We start from the raw sequence: 22,057 nt of genomic DNA on the forward strand, positions 1-22,057 counted from the left end.
CCTAACGATGGTAGAACAGTCATCATTCGTCTTTGAGAAGAAATTATTTTGGTATGTCCCAGCTTCTTTTTATGTGTAAAAAAAGAAGAATTTTTCTAATTCCCACAAAATAATTGAAAAGTCAGAAAATTTATGTTATAGTATAAAAAAGACAAGGAGTTGATTTCTTATGAAGAAAAATTTGCTGAATTCGTCGCCGAAATCGAATGTGAAAGTGTTAGATTCCCTAATTGCCGAAATGTTCTTAGATAAAGTTATTGCAGACTTTCAAAAAGCGAAATTGAAAAAAGAAATCGACCAGTCATTAGAAAAGAAAAACAAAGAAGATTTCTTTAAACTAACTGATCAGCTAAAGAGTATTTCTTAATAGATAACAAAAGCTGTGTTCTTCAACTAAGAAGAACGCAGCTTTTGTTTTTTAGATAATTCAAACTATGGTACACTAGAACTAAAAGTAAAAGAAAGAAGTGTGTCTATGTCTGAAACCCTACAATTAATTAAAAAGCTAGTTTCCATTCCGAGTCCTTCTGGCAATACAGCGGAAGTTATTTCATATGTAGAAACGTTTTTAAACAATATTGAAGTAGAATCACACCGTACATATAAAGGTGGACTTCTTGTCACGCTTAAAGGAGAAAATCATGATAAGCATCGTTTTTTGACCGCTCACGTAGATACGCTAGGAGCAATGGTAAAAGACATTAAGCCAAATGGAAGGTTGAAGCTAGATTTAATTGGCGGCTTTCGCTACAACAGTATTGAAGGTGAATATTGTGAAATAGAGACATCCAACGGAGAGGTTTATACAGGAACGATTTTAATGCATCAAACTTCTGTACACGTGTACAAAGATGCTGGAACAGCAGAGAGAAACCAAACAAATATGGAAATTCGCTTAGATGAAAAAGTGTCTACCAAAGAAGACGTGAAACAGCTTGGCATTGACGTTGGTGACTTTGTTAGCTTCGATCCTCGCGTAAGCATTACAAAAAGTGGTTATATCAAATCTCGTCATTTAGACGACAAAGCAAGCGTTGCTCTTCTGCTAAACTTAATTAAACGAGTAAAAGAAGAGCATGTAACGCTTCCTTATACGACTCATATTTTAATTTCAAACAACGAAGAAATTGGCTATGGTGGAAATTCTAATATTCCACCACAAACTGTTGAATATTTAGCCGTTGATATGGGCGCGATGGGAGACGGGCAATCTACCGATGAATATACAGTGTCCATTTGTGCGAAGGATTCAAGTGGACCGTATCACTATGAGTTAAGAAAGCATTTAGTTAACTTAGTAAAAACTCACGATATTTCGTACCGAGTTGATATCTATCCATTTTACGGTTCAGATGCGTCAGCAGCGATGCGAGCAGGACATGATTTAATTCATGGTTTGATTGGACCTGGAATTGATTCTTCCCATGCGTTTGAACGAACGCACCAAGAATCTTTAGATGCAACCGGACGTTTATTATGGCAATATGTCCAATCTGAAATGGTTTATTAATAGCGTGACAAGTTGAATGAACAAAATGAACTTTTTAAATAAAATGTTTCTTGTGACTAGTTTTGTAGAAAGGGTTCCCAAATCGTTTATTCCTGTCCATAATAGGTGGTGTTAAAGCAATTGCTGAACTAACCTTTGGTGGGGGGACTTAGAAATGTGGATTATTACCGTATATGCAAAAGATGAAACGAGAATGTTCGAGTATGACACAGAAAATCAAGCACGAGAAGCTTTTTCAAAGCTAAAAGGCTGCAAAGTCTTATCGGAAGTTGTTTATTTTAATGATGCTAGACTAAGGTTGTCAGCAGTATAAGGATAATAAAAGTAAAAAAGCTGCAGTCGTTTAGACATTCTAAGCGCCTGCAGCTTTTTGTATTCCATTAAAAGGAGTTGAAAAATTCAGTAATATAAGCTACTATGTGAAGGATTATCACGATAGGTATAGTAGGATATTGCACATTACATAAGCAAGAAGAAAGGAGATTGCATGTCTAATCGAAGAATAGTCATTGCAGGAATTGAAAGCGGAGTAGGCAAAACGACTCTTACAATTGGATTGATGGGAGCACTCCGTCAAGAAGGCTATGTTGTACAGGGCTTCAAGTGCGGACCAGACTACATAGATCCAACGTATCATACAGCTGTTACGGGAAGGGTTTCAAGGAACATTGATAGCTGGATGCTTGAGGAAAAGATGATAGCAGCAATTATGAATCATGCGAGCGATGGAGCTGATATATCAGTTATAGAAGGAGTGATGGGCTTTTATGATGGAAAAGCACCCACCAGCAATCATGGAAGCACCGCTGAGCTTAGTATTTTAACAAACAGCCCCGTCATTTTAGTTGTTGACTGCTCTGGAATGGCAAGAAGTGCTGCTGCAATTGTGAAAGGCTTTCAGCTTCTTTCAGAAGAAGTCAACATCGTAGGCGTTATTGCAAATCGAGTCGGCAGTCAAGGGCATTTTCAACTAATTCAAGCAGCGGTTCAGAAGGAGTGCGGAATTCCAGTTGTAGGCTACTTGCCAAGATACAAACAGTTCTCTATGCCGGAACGACATTTGGGCCTTATCCCTTCAATAGAACGTGGTGACTTGCAACCCTTTTTTCATGAGTTAAGTCAAGCCATTTTAAAAACGATTGATGTAGAAAAAATTTATGAGCTTTCTAAGGCGCCCACTCTTAAAGGTTATACTGCTATCTTTTCGCCTCAAATACCTTTTAAAGTGAAAATTGCTGTTGCAAGAGATGCAGCCTTCAATTTTTATTATGAAGAAAATCTACAGTTATTAAAAGCAAAAGGTGCGGAACTTGTTTATTTTTCACCATTGCAAGGTGAAGAGGTTCCTAATAATATAGATGGTCTTTATATTGGAGGGGGGTTCCCTGAAGAGTTTGCAGCAGAGTTAGCTGATAAAAACGAAGTGAAAGAGTCTATTAAGCAAGCAATTCATCGTGGAACACCGACGTTAGCAGAGTGCGGAGGGTTTATGTATTTAACCGAAGCAATCGTCACGACAGATAAAGAAAAGTTTGAAATGGTTGGCATCATTCCTGGAGAGGCACATATGCAAACGCAGCTTGCTGCGCTTGGTTACAGAGAAATTGAAGGTGCTAAAGGCAACTTTTTATTAGAAGGTGGCGTAAAAGCAAGAGGGCATGAGTTTCATTACTCAACTTTTCATTCAGCCCAAAAGCTTCCACACGCTTATCAGACAACAAGTATGGTAGGGGTAAAAGATGAAGGATATTTAAAAGAGAATCTTGTTGCAGGCTATACGCACTTTCATTTCGGATCATCAACGGAGCTTGTTGAAAACTGGATAAACAAATGTGAAAAATTTAAAAGAGAAAGAAGCGATTCACTATGACAGCTGGGAAAGTATTTCTTGTGGGAGCGGGACCTGGAGACCCGAAATTAATTACGGTTTATGGCGTTGAATGCATTCAACAATCAGATGTTATTTTATATGATCGACTGGCTAACGAAAAATTATTAGAATATGCAAAAGCGGATGCAGAGCTAATTTTTTGTGGGAAGCTACCGGGAAAGCATGGGGTTATTCAAGATAAAATTCATAGCTTATTAGTAGAACATGCCCTTGCTGGAAAAACGGTCACTCGTTTAAAAGGAGGAGATCCGTTTGTATTTGGACGCGGAGCAGAAGAAGCACAGTTTCTTGTTCAGCATGGTATTCCTTTTGAAGTAGTACCTGGGATTACATCAGGAATTGCAGCACCTGCTTATGCTGGAATTCCTGTGACTCATCGCGATCATGCTACATCGTTTGCAATTGTAACAGGACACGGTCGAGAAGAAAAAGGACAAGACTTCCTAAACTGGCCAGCGCTTGCAACGGGTATTGATACGATTGCGTTTTATATGGGGGTTGGTAATCTGCCGTATATTTGTGAGCAGCTCATTAAGCATGGACGTAATCCACATACGCAGGTAGCGCTTATTGAATGGGGCACAACAGAAAAGCAGCGAACGGTAACAGGAACGTTAGAAGATATCGTAACGATTGCAGAGACAGCGAAAGTAGCGCATCCTGCAATTGTCCTTATAGGAGATGTGGTTGGGGTAAGAGAAGCTATCCGCTGGTTTGAATAAGAAGATTAAGTAAGTTGGCTACTATGCCCATGTGACTTTGAAGGGTTTTTCTGAAAAAAGCGACTAAAGATAGTGTACCTGAAGCAGTAAAAACTTTATAATAAATGTAAAAGAATCCAAAGCTACGGGTGATTACAGTGAATAAAGTTTTCAATAAAGATGCGCTGACAGATATACTTCAAATAGCCATTAACCTCATTAAAAGTCGCACGGTTTTTATCGGCACGCTTGATGACGTGTTTTCAATTATGAAAATTGTAAATAGCGAAGGTGGAAGTCTACTCCATGAGGGATTAACGTTACCAATTGAGCTTTCGATTTGTAATTTGGTAACGTGTGAAGAGTCACTTGTCATTTCTGATACGAAGTGCGATGTTCGAACAAAACATCTGCAGGCTATTTATGATGCGGATGTTGGGTCTTACTTAGGTGCACCAATTGTATTAGAAAATGGTAAACTCTTTGGAACTCTATGCGTAGTAGATCCCAATCCACAGACTTTTACAGAACAAGAAGTTTCATCAATTAAGCGCTTAGCAAACGTATTAGGTACCATCATTTCTCAACAGCAGCAGGTAATTATTCCAGAGTTTGAAGAGAAAATACAGCATTTAGATAAGTTAGCGCTTGTAGGTCAACTTGCCGCTGGTTTAGCTCATGAAATTAGAAATCCTATGCAGTCAGTAAAAGGCTTTATTCAATTTCTGTTTGAAGAGCACAACCAAACCAGTAGTCATATTAAAGATCTTGTGTTAACAGAATTAAATAGAATGAATGAGCTTATCAGTGACTTTTTACTAGTCACGCAGCCCACTGCGCCTAAAAAATCACTAACTTCCATTACTGACGTTATGCAAGCAACAATTGGCGTATTGCAAAGCGAAGCGAACCTACATAATATTTCTATCTGCTTGGAAACGGACGACTACGTGCCGAAGTTATGGCTTGATGCTTCACAGATAAAGCAGGTGTTTTTAAATATTATAAAAAATGCTATTGAAGCGATTGGTCATAATGGGAAAATAGCAGTTTACGTTCAAAACAAAGAGGATACGGTCTGTTTGTTTATAAAAGATAGCGGTCCTGGTATTCCGTTGTCGATTATTAATAAAATTGGAGATCCCTTTTTTTCAACGAAAGATGAAGGGGTAGGGTTAGGTCTTTCTATTTGTCAAAGCATTATTAAAGAGCATCAAGGCTTTATGAGTATTGCAAATGATTATGAAGGGACCGTTGTTAGTATTCAACTACCCGCTACATCATAAGAAAAAGCTGCCTCTTGGCAGCTTTTTCTTATGATTCATTTCCGTTAACCTTTTCAGCATCCCAGTAAAATTCACTGAGAACATCTGCTAGCGCTTTTACGGTATTCGTTAATTCTTCCATATTGTTATCAACGCCACCCATTTCAATGAGAATAGCATTAGTGGATAAATCTTGGTTGTAAACTCCATTTCCGCTCGCTTTGCTTTTACCGAGTACACCACGACTTAATCCAGGATACTTCTTTTCTAACCCTTCATGAAGCGCTTTTGAAAGCTTTAAGTTTTGCTCAAAGTTTTGATTTTCTTTTCCCAATACAAACATGACGCGTGCATACGACTTGTCATTAATTTGAATCGTTGTATCTTTTTTACGAAGGGAATCTCGATGCAGGTCAATAAGGTAGGTTAAATCTTTATTCTGTGCCATGGCTTCTTGTACGATAGTACGAGACATCGCATAAGAGCGCGGTGTTTTCCAACCCTTTTCATTTAGCTTTGCGCCAATATTTGTTGTGTCGACTTCAGCACCAATACCTTGTGATTCTAATTCTCTCCCGAGCATTTCTCCGACCATGCTAATATTAGTTTTACTATCGGCTGCTTTATCAGCATTACCATCGCCTTCTAAACCTAGTAAAGGCAAATAGGACTCCCAGCTGTGCGTATGATAGATATAGACGACTTTTCGTCCATTTGTTGTGTTAGCTGGAGGCTTTTCTTCTTGCTCTTTTTCCTTTTCCGTAGAAGGTTGTTCAACTTCTTCCTTGTCTACTTCTCTTTCCTTTAACACTTCTTCGATTGGAGGAGCTGATTCTTTTGGAAAGTTTGTAAAATTAGTTCCTTCACCCGCAATAATTAAATTCGAGTCGAAAATGCTAAAACCTGGAATTTCAGATCCAAATAAGCTTCTCGCATCTTGTGTTCGTATGCTAGTGGAAAGTTCTAGTAGAGTGGAAGATAAAGAAGGCGTAGAAAAATTATCGTCAAACGCTTTCTTAAAATGCTGATTTTCTTGGCTCATTAAATAATATAGAGTTTCTGCTTTATGTTTTGATAACGTCTGATACACAATCGATGAATGAAACTGCTCTTTGAATGCGGAGTAGCTTACTACAAAGACTGCTGAAGAAATGAGGACAACAACGCATATAATGACCATAATCATTCTATATGTGAGAACAAAAAAGTTAGCACGGTTATCGTTACTAGATTTCAATATCGCTTACTCCCTTCAAGACCGCTTCTGAATCTAGTAACTAGTTTATGAGGAATGAAAAGGAAATATGAGGACATTTTCGAACATAATAGAGTAATTGCTAGAAAAAATGCTAGCTGAACCGAATCGGTTAGCTAGCAGAAGCATGTTTAGCTGTTAACAGTTGATAAATTCGACGACCTTTAGGAGTCAGCGTAAAGCCTCGGCTATTCTTTGTTATGAGATTTAAATGTTGAAGTTGGTCAAATACCGTTATAATATGCTTTCGCTTCACGTTGTTCAAGAGGCCGTGTGCGTGTAAGTTTGTTAAGCCTTTTTGGCGCATACTGTTTGTTGATTGACCTTCAACTACTTGGAAATAAACTTCTTGTGTTTGAGAATCCTGTAGTAGCTCTATCAATTCTAGAAGCTTATAAAAAGACAGAGAAGAAAGTGGTTTCTTTTGGACCATTATCGGTACTTCTACTGGTTCTTTTTGAATCTGATTTAATTCCTGTTTGTACATAGATGAAAATCCATCAAGCTGCTGATGTATGCCACTTTCATTTAATAAGGCAACATAGGCTTCCATTGTTTGAAACAGTGCAGTATGTGATTCAACGTTCCATTTAGAAAAGTAGGGTAGTGACAGCTCAATTTCTTCATTGATAGGAATATCAAGTGTGAGTAAGTCATTCATGAAAATAAGAAATGGAGGCTTGTCTACATGATTAGAACGCAAAGAAAACTGCTCAATCTGCTCAATCGTTTGGTTGATGTTTGTTACGGCTAAACGATATTTCTCAGCTAATACTTTCCATTCTTGGAGCCTACTCATTTTACGAATCAACCGTTGGTTCTCTTTCAACAGCTCTTTAAATAAATGCTGTGTAGTGGCGAGGCGCTTATTGGCCAACACGATATGAAACTCCTCACGTAGCGTAACGCAATCATCGATAATATGATAGGTTACGGATAAATCCAAAGAGGAACAGTGAACCAGAAGCACTTCTTGGTCAGGTACGATTTGAATGGTGCTTTCCTTTACACATGTTTTTATCCCGCATTCAAAAGCCTCATAAGGGAGCGAACGAAACGGTCTTAAACCAACTTCTAAACGGTTGCGAAAGTGTGCAACCTTTTCGGGATCTTTCATTAAAAATAACAGAGGTGAATCCTCACACTTTTCCATGGCTTGAATCGCTTCTTTGTTGCGATTATAAAGTGAAACAAGCGGATGATCAAAGAAACGACTGTTGACATGAAGCAGCCATTCCTCACGAGATGAATCGTGAATTCTCGCGCAAAACATATATTCTTTTACCAACTTTGAGACGTAGCTATGTAAGTCTTCCTTAGACATATTGCTAAAGTCCTCAGGGTAAAACTCGTGTTCATGAATCGGAACACCACGATTTTTGTTATAGTCTTTCCATAGAAACGACTGTGGTTTCCAAAGGTGTGGATAAATTGTTTCCATTCGGTCAATTGGAATAGGAAAACCGTCAGCTGCATTATTATATAAAAACGAATTAAGAAGCAATTGCTCATCTATGGAATATGTTTGAAGAGCTAATAAAACAGCTTCGTTCAAACGAGTGAGTAATGCTTTTGTTTTTTTTGTACTCAATGAGCGCACCGTTTTGTTTTTGCGACCGAGCGGTATAAAAGTTAGCTGCGGATAATCTTCAAACTGAATCGATAAGTTTTCAGGTACTGCCATTATCGTAACTCCTTTCCTGTAGGTTGTATTGTAGCTATATTTTCATAAAAGAAAAAGTTTTGATGTGTTGAATTCTGAATAAATTTTTACTTTTAAAATAAGGGAGAAAGTATTTAATGGTAGCTGTATTTATAAGTGAAAGAAGGAATTAAGAACCCATTTGTGTAATTAGTGTATGTATGTTTTTTTGTTCAATCCAAAAATAGGAGGATCTTATGGTCAAAAAAACAATAAACGCACTAAAACAAAGGCTATGGGAAAATAACGATGTAATTGAAGTGTATAAAGGGAATGGAGAAGTTAATTTCACCACGTGCACATTTTACGAGGGTTTAGTAGAAGAAATAATTCATCAATTTGAACAAAAGCATAGGTGCGTTATGCCAAAAGACTACCGAGAATTTTTAAGGGAAACGAACGGCTGTCGCTTATTTGAGTCAAATCTAGTAGAAAACAGCGTTGTCTTATACCGTTTGGAAGATATGGAGAGTCAATGTAGTGAAGACTATATAACTATTGGAGCTGTCAATCAGAATGAGATTTTACTCCGAAGAGAAGAAGCAAGCGAGCACTCAGTCATAATTAAAAGCAAATATGAGCCGGTTGAGCAAGCGGTGAACTTACATATGACTTTTGAACAGTGGTTTGATCGACTAATAATGAGCCAAGGTAATTTATTTTGGACGTGGTCCGTTCAGCCAGTTCTTGTACGAATTAAACGATTTCAATAACAAGACGTGCTGCTATGAGCGGCACGTCTTGTTGTTTGTAAGATCATAGGTGTATAAAACGTCGTCTAAAAATACCCCGTCAAATTCGTGGGGCTGGTTTTTTACGAACCGTGCTCCTTGACGTTTGTAAAAGTTGACTGCACGCTTATTCTTTCCTAAGGCCCAAATATCGATTGACTGGACGCCTAAGGAATAAAGGTCCCTTTTAATAAAGTCCATTAACAAGGTTCCAAGTCCTTGGCCTTGTGTGCCTTCTGAAATGTATAATGCAACCAATTCACCTTTATGTGATGAGTGGCTGTATTGTTCATACGCACCAAAAGCAACGATAGTTTGCTGATCGCTGAAGGCTGCTACAATAGAAGCCCCGTCCTTCTGTAAAAAATTGCTCCACTTTTCTTCGCTTTCTTGATAGGAGAGCTTTTCTAAATAAGAGTCTGGAACTAGATCGCGATAAGTGGTTTTCCAACTATCAATATATAATGTTGAAATACTGCTTATATGGCTAAAATTTGCTTTCATGAACTGCAATGTGTGAACCCTCCGTATACAAAAATGAATGAATAACATGAATGAAATGTAAATAATTGTAATGTAGGACCATATTAAGAGATTCTTAATTTTTTTTGTGATATGGTTTAATTATCAAAATAGTTTAATAATAATTTCTTTTTCGGCAAGAAGAAAGGATGTGGACATGTCATTAAAACTTCGCTTTTTATTAACCTATCTTAGCATGGTTTTAGTTTTTGTGCTTCTGCTTTTGCTTTTTGGCTTCTTAGTGTTTTTTTCAATTACAGGGGATGCTAACTTTCTGCAAAAAACATACTCCAATGCATATGTATATAAGCTCTTAACACCGGAAGAAGAAACGACATTTTTAAATGTAAAGCTGCTGAGTCAAGAGGACCCAAATCAACTTTTAAATCAGCAAATAATTAAAAGTTATGAGCAAGAAGGCATTGATGTAATTGTCAGAAAGAATGAAGAAGTGACGTACTCATCGTTCTCTATAGATCAGCGAACAGTGGACAAAGAGCTGCCGCATTTTAATGAAAAAAGTACAAAATCAGCTACATATGAACAAGACATTATTCGAATTAAAAATAAGTTTTATTCATACATCAAATTAGATTTTTTCTTTCCAAATCGGGATGAAGGAACTGTTTTTGTTTTACGAAGCATTAGCCCTTACGTTGGAATTGTTCATAAAGTTTTTCCGTTTTTATTTATTTTTCTCTTGCTTTTATTTGTGGTGATCATTGGTTTTGTTAACTATGTTGTGTCCAGAAGCGTTATTAAGCCAATTTATAGATTAAAGCGAGCAGCTGAACGCATTCGTCAAGGAGACGTTCATTTCTCAATACCGTATAAGCACAATTCCAAAGATGAAATAAACGAGTTAACCAATTCTTTTGAAGAAATGAGAAAAAAGCTGCAATCATCTATTGACCTTCAGGTTCATTATGAAGAAAATCGTAAGCAGCTGCTGTCAAGCATCTCACATGACCTAAAGACGCCGATTACCTCAATCATTGGTTATGTTGAAGGGATACAAGATGGCGTAGCCAACACACCTGAAAAGCTTGAAAAATACTTATCAACAATTTCTACAAAAGCAAAGGATATGAATAGCTTAATTGACGAGCTCTTTTTATTTTCTAAACTAGATTTGCATGAAGTACCATTTCATTTTGAAACCGTGAATATTAATGATTTTATGGAGAACCTCAACCAGGAGCTGCAATTTGAGTTAGAAGAAAAAGGAGTGCTATTACGCTTTTATACAACGCTTTCTAAAAGAGCTTATGTAAAAGCAGATACAGATAAGCTGCGGCGAGTAATAATGAACTTAATTACAAATAGCATCAAATTTATGGATAAAGAGGATAAGCGTATTGAACTGGTGCTCAGTGAAAATGAAAGTGAAGTAATTGTAAGAATAGTAGACAATGGGTGCGGTATCGAGCCGAGAGCGCTTCCTTACATATTTAACAAGTTTTATCGAGCTGAAGAATCGAGAAATACGCAGACGGGTGGAAGTGGTCTAGGGCTAGCAATTGCCAAACAAATCATTGACTCGCACGGTGGATCAATTTGGGCAACAAGTACATTACATAAAGAAACAAGCATCTATTTTTCTTTGCGAAAAATAACTAAATAGAGGTGATAGCAAGAGTGAAGCGTATATTACTAATTGAGGATGAGCCAAGTATTGCAGAGTTACAGCGTGATTATTTAGAAATTAACCAGTTTGAAGCACATGTGCAGCATAGCGGAGAAGAAGGTTTAGAAAGAGCTTTAAACGAAGAGTTTGACCTAATCATTTTAGATATTATGCTCCCAAAGCTAAACGGATTTGAAGTGTGCAAACGAGTTCGAGCGGTAAAAGATATACCTATTCTACTTGTATCAGCTAAAAAAGAAGAAATCGATAAGATTAGAGGTCTTGGGCTGGGTGCGGATGATTATATCACAAAGCCATTTAGCCCTGGAGAGCTTGTAGCAAGAGTAAAAGCGCATTTATCTCGCTATGAGCGCTTGAGCGAGCGCAATCACACAAAAAAACTAATTAAAGTTCATCATATTGAATTGGATAAGCTAGCTCGTCGCGTCTTCGTTTATAATCAGGAAGTAACATTTACCACAAAAGAGTTCGATTTATTATTATTTCTTATTACTCATCCAAACCAAGTACTTAGCAAAGAACAACTGTTTGAAAACTTATGGGGGTTTGATTCGACTGGAGATATTTCAACTGTTACGGTGCATGTACGAAAAGTGCGTGAGAAAATTGAACAAAACCCTGCTCAGCCTCAGTACTTAGAGACAATTTGGGGAGCGGGATATCGTTTTAATATTTAAGGGGGAAGGAAATTGCGAGTGAGAACAGCTACTACATTAGATTATCCGGAACTGCGATTTATTTATTTGGAATCTCGCAGTCACCACTTTCATTGGATGAAAGCTGAAGCCTTTCAGCTTGAGGATTTTGATAGGGATATGGTAGGTGAACATCTACTAGTTGCTGAGCTTGATGATAAAGTTGTGGGGTTTGTATCTTTGTATCTTCCTGATAATTTTATTCACTGCTTATTTGTGCATCCCGATTATTCAAGAAAAGGTGTTGGAACAGCGTTAGTAGATGCATCCATTCAAAAAATGAATACGCCACTGCGTCTGAAGTGCGTATCAAAAAATGACAAAGCGCTGCTGTATTATAAGAAGAAGGGGTGGGTGCAAGTGGTTGAAGAAGGCCCTGTATCTGAACGCTATTGGTTAATGGAATATCAATAAGTAAAAATGAGTTTGGGACATAACAAAATGATTGCTTCTAAAAGACGAACACTAGCTGTTCCCATCTCTTTGATTTGTCTCAACACGTTCGTTCCATTGCGCTACGGCCACTCGCTTTCCGCGGGGAGGAACCTGAGCTTCCTCGCTGTGCTGCGGGATCTCAGTTTTCCCTCTCTTTCCCGCAGGAGTCGAGTGTCCTACGCTCCATTCCACCCTGTTTCCAACATTGTTTTCACAATCAACCAAAAAAGCTGAACGATTAAAAGTGATGAACTCTCAATCGTTCAGGTATAGTAGAGGCTGAACTACTTATGTCTCAGTCTCTTTTGTATTTAAGAAGAAAATGCGGGTTGATTAGCTTTTCGCTTACGTTTTGTATGAACAAAAGATTGTGCATAATCAAGTGCTTTACCTGCCTGAGAGAAAAAGTGTTGCCGTCCAATTCGATCATACAGTCCAGTTTTTAGAAACATCTCTTTTGGCTGAGCATCTAGCCCTGTAATTAATAATGCTCGGTTATCTTCATTAAGCCTTTGATGAACGTTTGATAGTAGATTTTCGCCTGAGGTGTCAATAAATGAAACCTGCTCCATTTTTAAAATAACAACGTCTGCATTCGATTGAATGATACTATCCGTTGCTTCTTCTAATCGTTCAGCCGAGCCGAAAAAGAGCGAGCCTTCTAGCGTGTACATTTGAAGCTGGGATTTTTCATCATCATGGTTTGTTTTTGAAACGTGAAGCGATTGGCTCATACGCTTAACAAACATAATAATGGCAAAGAGCAATCCTACCCCAACACCTGTTGTTAAATCGAAGAATACGGTTAGTAAGAACGTAATTGCTAAAACTGCAGAGTCTGCAGTTTTTGTTTTGAAAATATGAGCAAATTCTTTTCGTTCGCTCATATTAAAAGCAACGACCATTAATACAGGTGCCATGCTTGCTAGTGGAATATGAGATGCATAAGGTGCTAATACCAACAAAACGATGAGTACAACAAGGCCGTGTACAACTCCTGAAATAGGCGAAGTTCCTCCGTTACGAATATTTGTTGCTGTTCGAGCGATTGCTCCTGTTGCAGGAATACCTCCAAATAAGGAAGTGGTCATGTTGGCAATTCCTTGTCCCACAAGCTCTTTGTTGCTGTTGTGTTTTGTCTTTGTCATACTGTCAGCTACCATAGCTGATAGAAGCGATTCAATTCCACCGAGCATAGCGATTACAAGTGCTGCTGGTAATAGCATAACAATGGTATCAATTGTTAATTCAGGCCACTGAAAAGTAGGGAGTTCATTTGGGATTGGACCATAGGTTGATCCAATGGTGGCAACCTTGTCTTGAAAAAAAAGAACGGCAATCAAAGTGGAAAATAGAATGCCTAACAACGCACCAGGAACCTTTGGAATAAATTTCGGTGCAATAAGGACAATTACTAAACAAATAATAGCTATTAGTATGCTATAAATATTGACAGCAGATAGGTTTGTGATAATTTCCCACATGTTAAGGTGAAAAGCTTCGTGTTTTTCTATATTGTGTAATCCTAAAAAGTTTGCAATTTGTCCTGAGAAGATAATAATTGCAATGCCGGCAGTAAAACCAATTGTCACTGGTTTTGGAATGAACTTGATAAACTTTCCAAGCCTAAGAAGTCCAACGGTAACTAAGATAATTCCTGCCATAAAGCCAGCTATAATTAAATTCTCATAACCATATTGCATGACAACTCCTAATAAAATAGGAACAAACGCACCTGTCGGACCTGCGATTTGGAATCTGGATCCTCCGAATAAGGAGACCAAAATCCCGGCAATAATCGTTGTATAAATACCATATTCCGGTCGAACGCCAGAAGCAATGGCAAATGCCATGGCTAAAGGAATTGCTACAATACCTACCACGAGTCCAGCAATCAAATCTTTTTGAAAGCGTTCTCCGTTATAATCTTGAAACCTAGTCGCCTTTTTCATTTGAGTATCCTCCTTTGTATAATCAATAGACGGTCTGTTCTAAGGTGATACACTTAGTCTAAGGAGCAATCGTAAAGAAAAGTGAAAGGAATTCTTAAAAATTTCTTAAAAGACGGCAAAACTTATCTAAAATATAGAGTGAAAATATGCTTGAAATTATAAGTGAATCAAAATCAATACGTTGACATTAACGTTAACGTTAGGTATTATTATAAAAGTAAAGTTTACGTTAACGTTAATGTTATATACCTGGAGGTTTACTGTACATGTACAAAATTGATGAAGTAACAAAAATGACAGGTTTAACAAAACGAGCAGTTCGCTACTATGAAGAAATAGGGCTAATTTTGCCTCCTTCACGTACAAAGGGAAATGTTCGACTCTACACGGAAGATGAAGTAAGTGAGTTGAAAAAAGTAGCAGAAGCAAAAGAAGTACTTGGCTTTTCCCTGCAAGAACTTCAAGAGTTTATGTCGTTAAAAAGAACGATTGAACAAGCAAAAAGAGATCAGAATGTCTCAGCTCAAGATGTATTGGAAATTGAAAATATGATTCATACTCAAATGGAAATGATTATGTACAAAGTCGATAAGATGATGACATTTAAAGAGGAATTAGAGGCCATGCATCAACGAGCTACAGACATTCGGAAGCGAAAGGAACAAGAGGAGTGACGCGTGTGGAACAACAACATTCTAAAAGCCGTGTTGGTCAAGTCATCACGGTTTTTGCTACGTTTTTAGCATTTATGGGAATAGGAGTTGTAGATCCAATTTTACCAGAGATTGCGGCTCAAATAGGAGCTTCTCACTGGCAAGTTGAAATGCTATTTACGTCATACTTATTAATGATGGCTATCATGATGATTCCAGCTGGGATTTTAGCTTCCAGATTTGGAGATAAACGCTTGATGGTTACAGGACTTATTATCGTAACAATTTTCGCTGCGCTTTGTGGCTTGTCTAATAATATTCCACAGCTATCCATTTTCCGTGCCGGCTGGGGGTTAGGTAATTCATTTTTCTTCGCAACTGCTATGACGCTGTTAATTGCACTATCAGGTGAAGTGAAACAAGCGGTTGGAATGTACGAAGCAGCTATCGGATTAGGAATGGCAGGTGGACCACTTGTTGGTGGTGTACTTGGTAGCTCTTCATGGAGACTACCGTTTATCGGAACTAGTATTTTGATTTTTATTGCATTTATTCTCGTTTTAACAATCGTTAAACAACCTGGTTCTAGTAGGCTAAGAAAGGCAGCAGGCTTTAAAGATATTATTCAGCTCTATAAGTGTAAGCCGTTTACTCAAGGTGCGCTTTCCGGAATGCTTTATTATTATGGCTTTTTTACGGTGTTAGCCTATACACCTCTTATTTTACCGATTAGTGCCTTGCAAATTGGTTTTGTCTTCTTTGGTTGGGGGTTATGCTTAGCTTACGGATCTGCTATTTTAGCTCATAAATTAGAAATGAAGTATCCGCCGAAACAAGTGCTTCATATTAGCTTGATTATCTTTGTTGTTATCTTAGCTTTACTATTTGTAACAGATAATACGGCGCTACGTATTATTCTCGTTATGGCATCAGGCTTAGTATCAGGACTAAACAATGCACTATTTACAAGCTACGTTATGGAAGTATCACCGTATGAAAGAGGGATTACTTCAGGTGGATATAATTTCCTTCGCTGGTTAGGAGCTGCATTTGCACCGTTATTATCAGGTGTAATCGGTCATGCAATAGCGCCTCAAGCACCTTTCTTAGTTGCTGCTATCATAGCAGTTGTAGCGTTTGTTATCATGAAAGTGAAAGTAAAAAAAGTTTAGAGATAGTAGGATAAAAGTACCAAGAGAAAGGCACGTAGCCTTTCTCTTTTTTTGACTAATTTTGAGGAAATCAAAAAATAGTGTATAATGGAGACAAGAACGTAAATTTGTGTTCTATATTATAGGAGTGTGATGCGAATGGCCACCTGTAAGAACTGTGACCATAAATGGAATTGGAAAACATCTGTTAAAAAATTATTAACGCTTCGAAACGTGATGAAGTGTCCACATTGTGGAGAAGAGCAATATATGTCCGCAAAATCTCAAAAAAGATTGTCAATCTACTTATTTACACCTCTGATTCTCTGGCTTATCTTATCCGTACTTAATTTTCCTCTTCAAAATGTAATGACGGTTACCGTCCTCGGATTTGTTGTTTCAATTATGATGATGCCTTTTTCATACGAGTTAAGTGATGAAGAAGAGCCACTATGGTAAAGCTCATGTCTACATGAGCTTTTTTTTATGCGTGTAAGCTACTAATAAAAGCCATCATCGTAACAAAGTCTAATAATAAAGACTTATTTAGTACCAAAATGTTTACAACAGATAAAAAAGGGAAAATAAATTTATATTTTTCATGGCTAACGACGAAACACCTAGATATTTATTTTAGGAATTTCAGCTCATTTTTCAAGTCTCAGATGATCTTATATGCTGATTTACTCGTTTGGTTAAGCAAAGGGGTGAGATGCTTTACGAAGAAATAAGTAATGAAACATATTTTAGTTTATTATACTAAAGCAAAGTGCATGTACAAAAAGAAGGTGTATACAAATGGTAGTTCAAACATCAAAAACGGTCTTGCAACGTTTTTTTTCAGAGCGTTTTTTTGACCAAGCAGCGCAAACAGCATACTATTTTTTATTGTCCTTTATTCCATTTATCATTTTTTTATTTTCATTGCTAAGCTTCTTTCCGATTGATACCAATAATTTATTGGTGCTTATTCAGCCGTTTGTGCCGGAAAGTGCATACGATATTATTGAAAGGTCGGTTACGTCTGTTTTAAACCAAAGCGGAAAGAAATTATTGTCCTTTAGCTTAATTGCTACGTTTTGGCTTGCTTCAATGGCGATTCAGTCTCTTGTACGCTCGTTAAATGATGCGCATCAAATTGAGCGAAAGCAAACTTTTCTTCATGCATTAATAAATGATTTGATTTTGACGCTTGGCTTTATGATTATCGTGTCACTGTCGCTTTTCGTTCCAATTATAGAGGAAATTTCACGACACTTTATCGTAACAAAAGTTAAAATTCCGGATTTTTGGTATACAAGCTGGACCATTATTCGTTGGGGAATCGGTACGAGTTTTCTGCTTTTATTCTTTATCTTTTTCTATAAAATGGTGCCGAGTGCCAAAATTGCATGGAAAGAAGTATTGCCAGGGGCTATCTTTGCAACGCTAGGCTGGCAAGTGGCTTCAACTGGGTTTTCGTATTACGTGAAGTTTGGTAGTTATTCTGAAATATATGGTCAGTTGGGGAGTATTATCATCTTAATGATTTGGTTTTATTTAACCGCTGCTATTTTATTAATTGGAGGGCTAATAAACGGTCATCGTTATCAACGATAAAACCCGCTGCTACAAGCAGCGGGTTTTCTTATTTACTTTGAATAGAGTTAGTGGAAATGCTTGGGCGCGTTACAGCAATTACGGTTGCTAGTAGACCTAGTAAAACTAAAATAGAACCAACCCAACCGTTAAAGAGAGATGAATAGCCGTTAATAATAATTCCACCCACGTAAGATCCTGCAGCAATTCCCAAGTGAGAAATGGCAACATTTGTACTAATCAATACATCGGGATTGTCTTTGGCGCTTTGAATAATTAAGTTGTTCTGAGCTGGTGAAACGGCCCAGCTTAGAGCGCTCCAAACCGTCATCACAATTAAGAATAAAATAAAAGGCAGCTTAACGGCAAAAGGAAGAGCGACCATGCTTAGAAAAAAGGCACCGATAATTCCAATGACGGCAGTAGGTGCTCCAAGTTTATCAGAAAGAACGCCACCAAAACCTCCACCTGCTACGGCTGCTAATCCGAAAATGCCGTATACAAGCGTCACCATTCCGCTTGATAATCCAAATGTTTCTTGTAAAAACGGTGTGAAATAAGCATACAGCGTTAAGTGACCAGCTAATACAAAAAAGGTTGCGATATGAATAGACAGCATTTTTGTATTTCGAAGTGCATTAAGCTGTTGTTTAATCGGTACTACTGGAGCAGGTTCTAAGCGCTCCATGCTAATTGCAACGATAACCATAATAATCGCTGTTAAAAGTGCAATTAAAATAAAGACTTCACGCCAACCAAACGCGTTTCCAATAAAAATGCCAATCGGAATCCCAAGTACTAACGAAGCGCTAATACCCATAAATACAATTCCTAGTGCTCTGCCTTGATATTCAGGTTTCACAAGGCGCGATGCCATTGTTGTAGATAACACAATAATGAACGATCCGCTCATAGCAGCTAATATGCGAGAAACCATCAGCATGGAGTAACCCGTACTAGCTAACGCTACGATATTACTTAGTAAAAAGATAAATAAAGCCCATAAATAAACTTTTTTACGTTCGAATTTTGCCGTAATGTTTAACAATACAGGTGCTGAAATTGCATAGACAAGAGAGAAAATGGAGATTAGATATCCAGCCTTTGCAATTGATACTTGAAATGAACTTGCGATGAGGTCGAGAATGCCTCCTAAAATAAGCTCAACAGTTCCTACAACGAAGGAAGCAATCGCAAGTATGTACACTTTATGATTCATAAATAAAACTCCTTTTAATAAAAGTTACAACTGTAATAGTAACCTTTATTGCAGCTCCTTTCAAGTGCAAAATTAAAAAAAGATTGCGTAAAAGCAATCTTTTTTTAATTAACGTCTATATGGAGTAAGAAAGTAGCGTGAGAAAGCTGGGGAGATTACTAATAGCGAAGACGAGTAAGAAGTCGCATAATCGTTTCATCTTCCAGCAGCTGCTCTTGGTATTTTTTTGTGATATATGTAAGAGCGACATCATGATAAAAAAAGTCGGTAAATACTTTAACAAGGGGCTGAGAGTTTGTCTTAATGGCTTTCCACGTCTCGTTTTCAATTCCTGCAAACAGCAAGGACTGTTCATCCACGATGACGAGCTGAGATGGTTCTAGCTTCTCATGGTGTTCCATGGGGTGAAGCGTGCTCGTATTTTCCAACGTCGTGCGCAAATCTCCAATTGTTAAGATTTCAACTGAAATTCCTGCTCTTTCTTTCTCTTCTAACAAGGGGCGGTAGTGCTCAAGCGTTGTATTCCAAGCCGATAGCAAAATGGAATGCGACGCATCTTGAATAAGTTCATCGATTGTAGCTATGATAGTTGCTTCATCTTTTAGTGTCCACACGTGATCATCTTGACTAACTTTCTTAATCTTATAAGACTGTAAATCGCGAATATCTTCTTCAAATTCTAAGCTTAACTTTTTAATAATGACATCAAGTGATACCGCAGAGTAAAACTTTTTTTTACCGGAAAGAGTGTTTAACACGACACCTTTTTCAATGAGTTTATCTAATACTTCATAGATTTTTGCTTTTGGTACCTGAGATGCACGCACGATAGCCGTTGCGTCCAACGACTCTTCGCTCGATACAAGCGCTTCATATACTTGACTTTCATATTGAGAATAACCGAACTTTTGTAACATAAAACCTCCAAGAGTCTCTTGTAATAAGTTATATGTATTTTATTATAACAAATCTAGTTTACAAAACCATGTTGTCAACGAGAATAGTGCGATTATTATCTATTCATAGTAATAAATAGAGGCATGATAAACTCCTTGTTATAGCATGGTTTTATCCGTGATTTCTGGCTGTTGATTCTCTTACTTTTCCGTATAAAAATTGAATGCCGGCATAAGTGAAAATAACAATACCACCTACTAGTAAAATGACGCATGCGCCTGCTTGGAAAAAATACTTCAATTTAAATCTCTCCTTTAATCCTTTGTTTTCTATTTAAAATTTAATTAGTGAGTGTGTTTACTTTGGATGGAAGATTGCTTTTGTTTCTCAATTATAAAATAAGGTAATAATCACACCCTACTACACGAGCTTACAGTTTTCTTACAAGACTGTAAGGAAACAGGCTTTCATAACATTTCTCTAATTAAAGCGCATACTATATAATAAAGATAAGAAAATACTGGAGAAAACAAGCATGGTCTTTTGGCGATGCTTTTACGTATAGAAAAGGAGGAATGAGTCGATGAGTTTACGAGAACGATTGCTATACGTTGCTGAAAATTTTTCTGCAAAAGAAAGCGATGCTTTGCTTTCTCACGAAGTCGACAATATGCTAACGAGACGAATTCCACTTTCACTTTATAAGCTTTCTGAAGTTAACCGCGAAGAATTCAAAATAACCGGAATGCAAACAGCGCTTTTCCCCTATATCAACATTGTGGACAAAAAGAGCGTAACGGGCCTTGCGATATCGTATGCGCTGAGTGAAGACGGACAGAGACTATACCTTGTGTTAAAAAGAGAAGAAGAAGATGCACCTACTATTGCTGACATTCGCTTTTTTACTCCCGAGCATGAGCGAATAAAAAAAGATCATTTATTAATGATTGGCACAAGTAGTGATGCAAAGAGTTTTGAAGATAACGTAGCGTTATACGTGCCTTATCACATTGAAGACTTTGCAAGTGATCGTCAGCTTTATGAAGATCTCACATTATTTATTGAAATCCATCGTCAGTTTTTAAAAGCGCATGGAATGAGTAAAGAGCTTTTATCGGACAAAGATGTAATAACTCATATGAAAGAATATATCAAATCACAAGGCTTTACGTATGAAGATGAAGACTTAACAAACATTTATTTGTCGTTAAAAACAAAGCCCTTTATCATTTTATCAGGCATGAGCGGAACTGGGAAAACGAAACTGGCACAGCTGTTAGCAGAAAGTCTAGGCGCAACGTTTGAAAATGGAAGGTTGGCCTTAATTCCCGTCAGACCAGACTGGCATGACGGATCGGATTTGCTTGGCTACATCGACCTTAGAGGCGATTTTCGAAAAGGAGCCTTCTTAGGAATTGTGCAACAAGCCATTCAACATCCCACTTATACATACGTGGCAATATTGGACGAGATGAACTTAGCCCGTGTTGAACATTATTTAAGCGACGTGTTAAGCGTAATAGAAAGCCGGAAGTGGCAAGAGCGTAAAATTAAAACCGCGCCTCTGTTGCCAGGTCACAGGATGTTTCGTGACGTGTACATCCCTCCTAACTTATTAATTGTAGGAACGGTTAATATGGACGAAACGACGCACTCATTCAGCCAAAAAGTGTTAGATCGGACGAATACCGTCGAGCTTAATACAATTCACCTCGATTCTTTTGAAAGTCTTACACAGGATTCTTTAGTTACAGCAGGAATCGAAACAACACAGATTCAAAGCTTGTATATTCATTTAAAAGATGCATACGTTGAGCATGGGGAGCTAATTAATGAGGTTACAAATGAGTTAATGTCTCTAAATGAATTATTAAGGCCTATCGATTGTCAAGTTGGTTATCGAATGAGAGACGAAATCTGTTTTTATATGATTTATGCTATTAAAAGCGGCGTGTTTACGTTTGATCAGGCATTTGACTTTCAGCTGTTGCAAAAAATAGCTCCACGCATTAGTGGAGGTGACGTATACACGTTTGACGTATTAAAGGAACTATACTATTACTGTACGAATACATTTGTTGATCAAAATATTGAAACAGCTGTTATTGAAGCGGAACGAATGCGTTTTCCTCGCAGTGCGAAAAAAGTAATGGAGATGATTAGAAGGTATGAGGCATTTGGATATACATCATTCTGGACAAATACCGTTCGTTAAAATTGCCATGAGAAACTGTACCGTCACCATTAGCGGA

Annotated in this window: 22 protein-coding genes; 15 read left to right on the forward strand and 7 right to left on the reverse strand. The window is 37.6% G+C overall.

Annotated elements, in window-relative coordinates:
* The first annotated feature begins 169 nt into the window (after positions 1 to 169).
* From LZP85_RS08135 to LZP85_RS08160, 6 genes are all read left to right on the forward strand, one after another.
* Positions 170 to 367 (forward strand): IDEAL domain-containing protein, encoded by a 198-nt coding sequence (locus LZP85_RS08135; protein WP_206782391.1) that lies wholly within the window; start codon positions 170 to 172, stop codon positions 365 to 367.
* A 108-nt stretch (positions 368 to 475) separates the two neighbouring features.
* Entirely contained in the window at positions 476 to 1,510 is a 1,035-nt protein-coding gene (locus LZP85_RS08140; RefSeq protein WP_234562141.1) for a M42 family metallopeptidase, read from the forward strand.
* Positions 1,511 to 1,664: 154 nt separating this feature from the next.
* On the forward strand, positions 1,665 to 1,823 hold the full coding sequence (locus tag LZP85_RS08145; protein WP_176031361.1) for a hypothetical protein: 159 nt from the start codon (positions 1,665 to 1,667) through the stop codon (positions 1,821 to 1,823).
* A gap of 174 nt (positions 1,824 to 1,997) precedes the next feature.
* Positions 1,998 to 3,380, forward strand: a complete 1,383-nt coding sequence (locus tag LZP85_RS08150; RefSeq protein ID WP_076512994.1) for a cobyrinic acid a,c-diamide synthase CobB — start codon at positions 1,998 to 2,000, stop codon at positions 3,378 to 3,380.
* Positions 3,377 to 4,123, forward strand: a complete 747-nt coding sequence (gene cobA, locus LZP85_RS08155; RefSeq protein WP_035321217.1) for a uroporphyrinogen-III C-methyltransferase — start codon at positions 3,377 to 3,379, stop codon at positions 4,121 to 4,123. Before LZP85_RS08150 ends, cobA begins: the two co-directional genes overlap by 4 nt.
* A gap of 137 nt (positions 4,124 to 4,260) precedes the next feature.
* The gene (locus LZP85_RS08160; RefSeq protein WP_119542657.1) at positions 4,261 to 5,388 is read left to right on the forward strand and encodes a GAF domain-containing sensor histidine kinase; all 1,128 of its coding nucleotides are present in this window, start codon (positions 4,261 to 4,263) and stop codon (positions 5,386 to 5,388) included.
* A gap of 28 nt (positions 5,389 to 5,416) precedes the next feature.
* Here LZP85_RS08160 and spoIIP read toward each other — a convergent pair whose 3' ends face one another.
* The gene (gene spoIIP / locus LZP85_RS08165; protein ID WP_025911171.1) at positions 5,417 to 6,604 is read right to left on the reverse strand and encodes a stage II sporulation protein P; all 1,188 of its coding nucleotides are present in this window, start codon (positions 6,602 to 6,604) and stop codon (positions 5,417 to 5,419) included.
* A 130-nt stretch (positions 6,605 to 6,734) separates the two neighbouring features.
* Complete coding sequence (locus LZP85_RS08170) at positions 6,735 to 8,306, reverse strand: RQC-minor-2 family DNA-binding protein (RefSeq protein WP_206782389.1); 1,572 nt, start codon at positions 8,304 to 8,306, stop codon at positions 6,735 to 6,737.
* Between the two features lie 215 nt (positions 8,307 to 8,521).
* Between LZP85_RS08170 and LZP85_RS08175 the strand changes: the two genes are divergently transcribed.
* Entirely contained in the window at positions 8,522 to 9,037 is a 516-nt protein-coding gene (locus LZP85_RS08175) for an SMI1/KNR4 family protein (RefSeq protein ID WP_119544054.1), read from the forward strand.
* Positions 9,038 to 9,049: 12 nt separating this feature from the next.
* Here the strand turns inward: LZP85_RS08175 and LZP85_RS08180 are convergent, their stop codons facing one another.
* Complete coding sequence (locus LZP85_RS08180) at positions 9,050 to 9,559, reverse strand: GNAT family N-acetyltransferase (protein ID WP_224840202.1); 510 nt, start codon at positions 9,557 to 9,559, stop codon at positions 9,050 to 9,052.
* Between the two features lie 175 nt (positions 9,560 to 9,734).
* On the opposite strand from LZP85_RS08180, the gene LZP85_RS08185 reads away from it, so the two are divergent.
* From LZP85_RS08185 to LZP85_RS08195, 3 genes are read left to right on the forward strand one after another with little or no spacing between them, the layout of a single operon-like run.
* A complete protein-coding gene (locus LZP85_RS08185) occupies positions 9,735 to 11,201 on the forward strand; it encodes a sensor histidine kinase (protein ID WP_119544053.1) in 1,467 nt (488 codons plus the stop codon).
* 14 nt (positions 11,202 to 11,215) lie between these two features.
* A complete protein-coding gene (locus LZP85_RS08190) occupies positions 11,216 to 11,902 on the forward strand; it encodes a response regulator transcription factor (protein ID WP_035321211.1) in 687 nt (228 codons plus the stop codon).
* A gap of 18 nt (positions 11,903 to 11,920) precedes the next feature.
* A complete protein-coding gene (locus LZP85_RS08195; protein WP_407681855.1) occupies positions 11,921 to 12,334 on the forward strand; it encodes a GNAT family N-acetyltransferase in 414 nt (137 codons plus the stop codon).
* A 332-nt stretch (positions 12,335 to 12,666) separates the two neighbouring features.
* On the opposite strand, the gene LZP85_RS08200 is transcribed toward LZP85_RS08195, so the two are convergent.
* Complete coding sequence (locus LZP85_RS08200; RefSeq protein WP_025911157.1) at positions 12,667 to 14,307, reverse strand: SulP family inorganic anion transporter; 1,641 nt, start codon at positions 14,305 to 14,307, stop codon at positions 12,667 to 12,669.
* A gap of 266 nt (positions 14,308 to 14,573) precedes the next feature.
* On the opposite strand from LZP85_RS08200, the gene LZP85_RS08205 reads away from it, so the two are divergent.
* The 4 genes from LZP85_RS08205 to LZP85_RS08220 all read left to right on the forward strand — a co-directional run bounded on the left by LZP85_RS08205 (position 14,574) and on the right by LZP85_RS08220 (position 17,710).
* A complete protein-coding gene (locus LZP85_RS08205; RefSeq protein WP_234562145.1) occupies positions 14,574 to 14,981 on the forward strand; it encodes a MerR family transcriptional regulator in 408 nt (135 codons plus the stop codon).
* 5 nt (positions 14,982 to 14,986) lie between these two features.
* Positions 14,987 to 16,132 carry an MFS transporter gene (locus LZP85_RS08210; protein WP_025911154.1) on the forward strand — a complete coding sequence of 382 codons (1,146 nt, stop codon included), beginning with the start codon at positions 14,987 to 14,989 and terminating at the stop codon, positions 16,130 to 16,132.
* Positions 16,133 to 16,270: 138 nt separating this feature from the next.
* Positions 16,271 to 16,570, forward strand: coding sequence for a TIGR04104 family putative zinc finger protein (locus LZP85_RS08215; protein WP_025911153.1), 300 nt, complete (start codon positions 16,271 to 16,273; stop codon positions 16,568 to 16,570).
* Between the two features lie 339 nt (positions 16,571 to 16,909).
* Entirely contained in the window at positions 16,910 to 17,710 is an 801-nt protein-coding gene (locus tag LZP85_RS08220; protein WP_025911152.1) for a YihY/virulence factor BrkB family protein, read from the forward strand.
* 28 nt (positions 17,711 to 17,738) lie between these two features.
* On the opposite strand, the gene LZP85_RS08225 is transcribed toward LZP85_RS08220, so the two are convergent.
* From LZP85_RS08225 to LZP85_RS20740, 3 genes are all read right to left on the reverse strand, one after another.
* Positions 17,739 to 18,908 (reverse strand): MFS transporter, encoded by a 1,170-nt coding sequence (locus LZP85_RS08225; protein WP_025911151.1) that lies wholly within the window; start codon positions 18,906 to 18,908, stop codon positions 17,739 to 17,741.
* A 158-nt stretch (positions 18,909 to 19,066) separates the two neighbouring features.
* Positions 19,067 to 19,825 carry a TrmB family transcriptional regulator gene (locus LZP85_RS08230; protein ID WP_119544050.1) on the reverse strand — a complete coding sequence of 253 codons (759 nt, stop codon included), beginning with the start codon at positions 19,823 to 19,825 and terminating at the stop codon, positions 19,067 to 19,069.
* Positions 19,826 to 19,976: 151 nt separating this feature from the next.
* Positions 19,977 to 20,105 (reverse strand): hypothetical protein, encoded by a 129-nt coding sequence (locus LZP85_RS20740; protein WP_257788883.1) that lies wholly within the window; start codon positions 20,103 to 20,105, stop codon positions 19,977 to 19,979.
* A 283-nt stretch (positions 20,106 to 20,388) separates the two neighbouring features.
* On the opposite strand from LZP85_RS20740, the gene LZP85_RS08235 reads away from it, so the two are divergent.
* Positions 20,389 to 22,020: an McrB family protein gene (locus LZP85_RS08235; protein WP_061784649.1), complete on the forward strand. Its 1,632-nt coding sequence runs from the start codon at positions 20,389 to 20,391 to the stop codon at positions 22,018 to 22,020.
* The last annotated feature ends 37 nt before the right edge of the window (positions 22,021 to 22,057 follow it).

This window comes from Priestia flexa, from assembly GCF_021441905.1.
GTDB classification, from domain to species: Bacteria; Bacillota; Bacilli; order Bacillales; family Bacillaceae_H; genus Priestia; species Priestia flexa.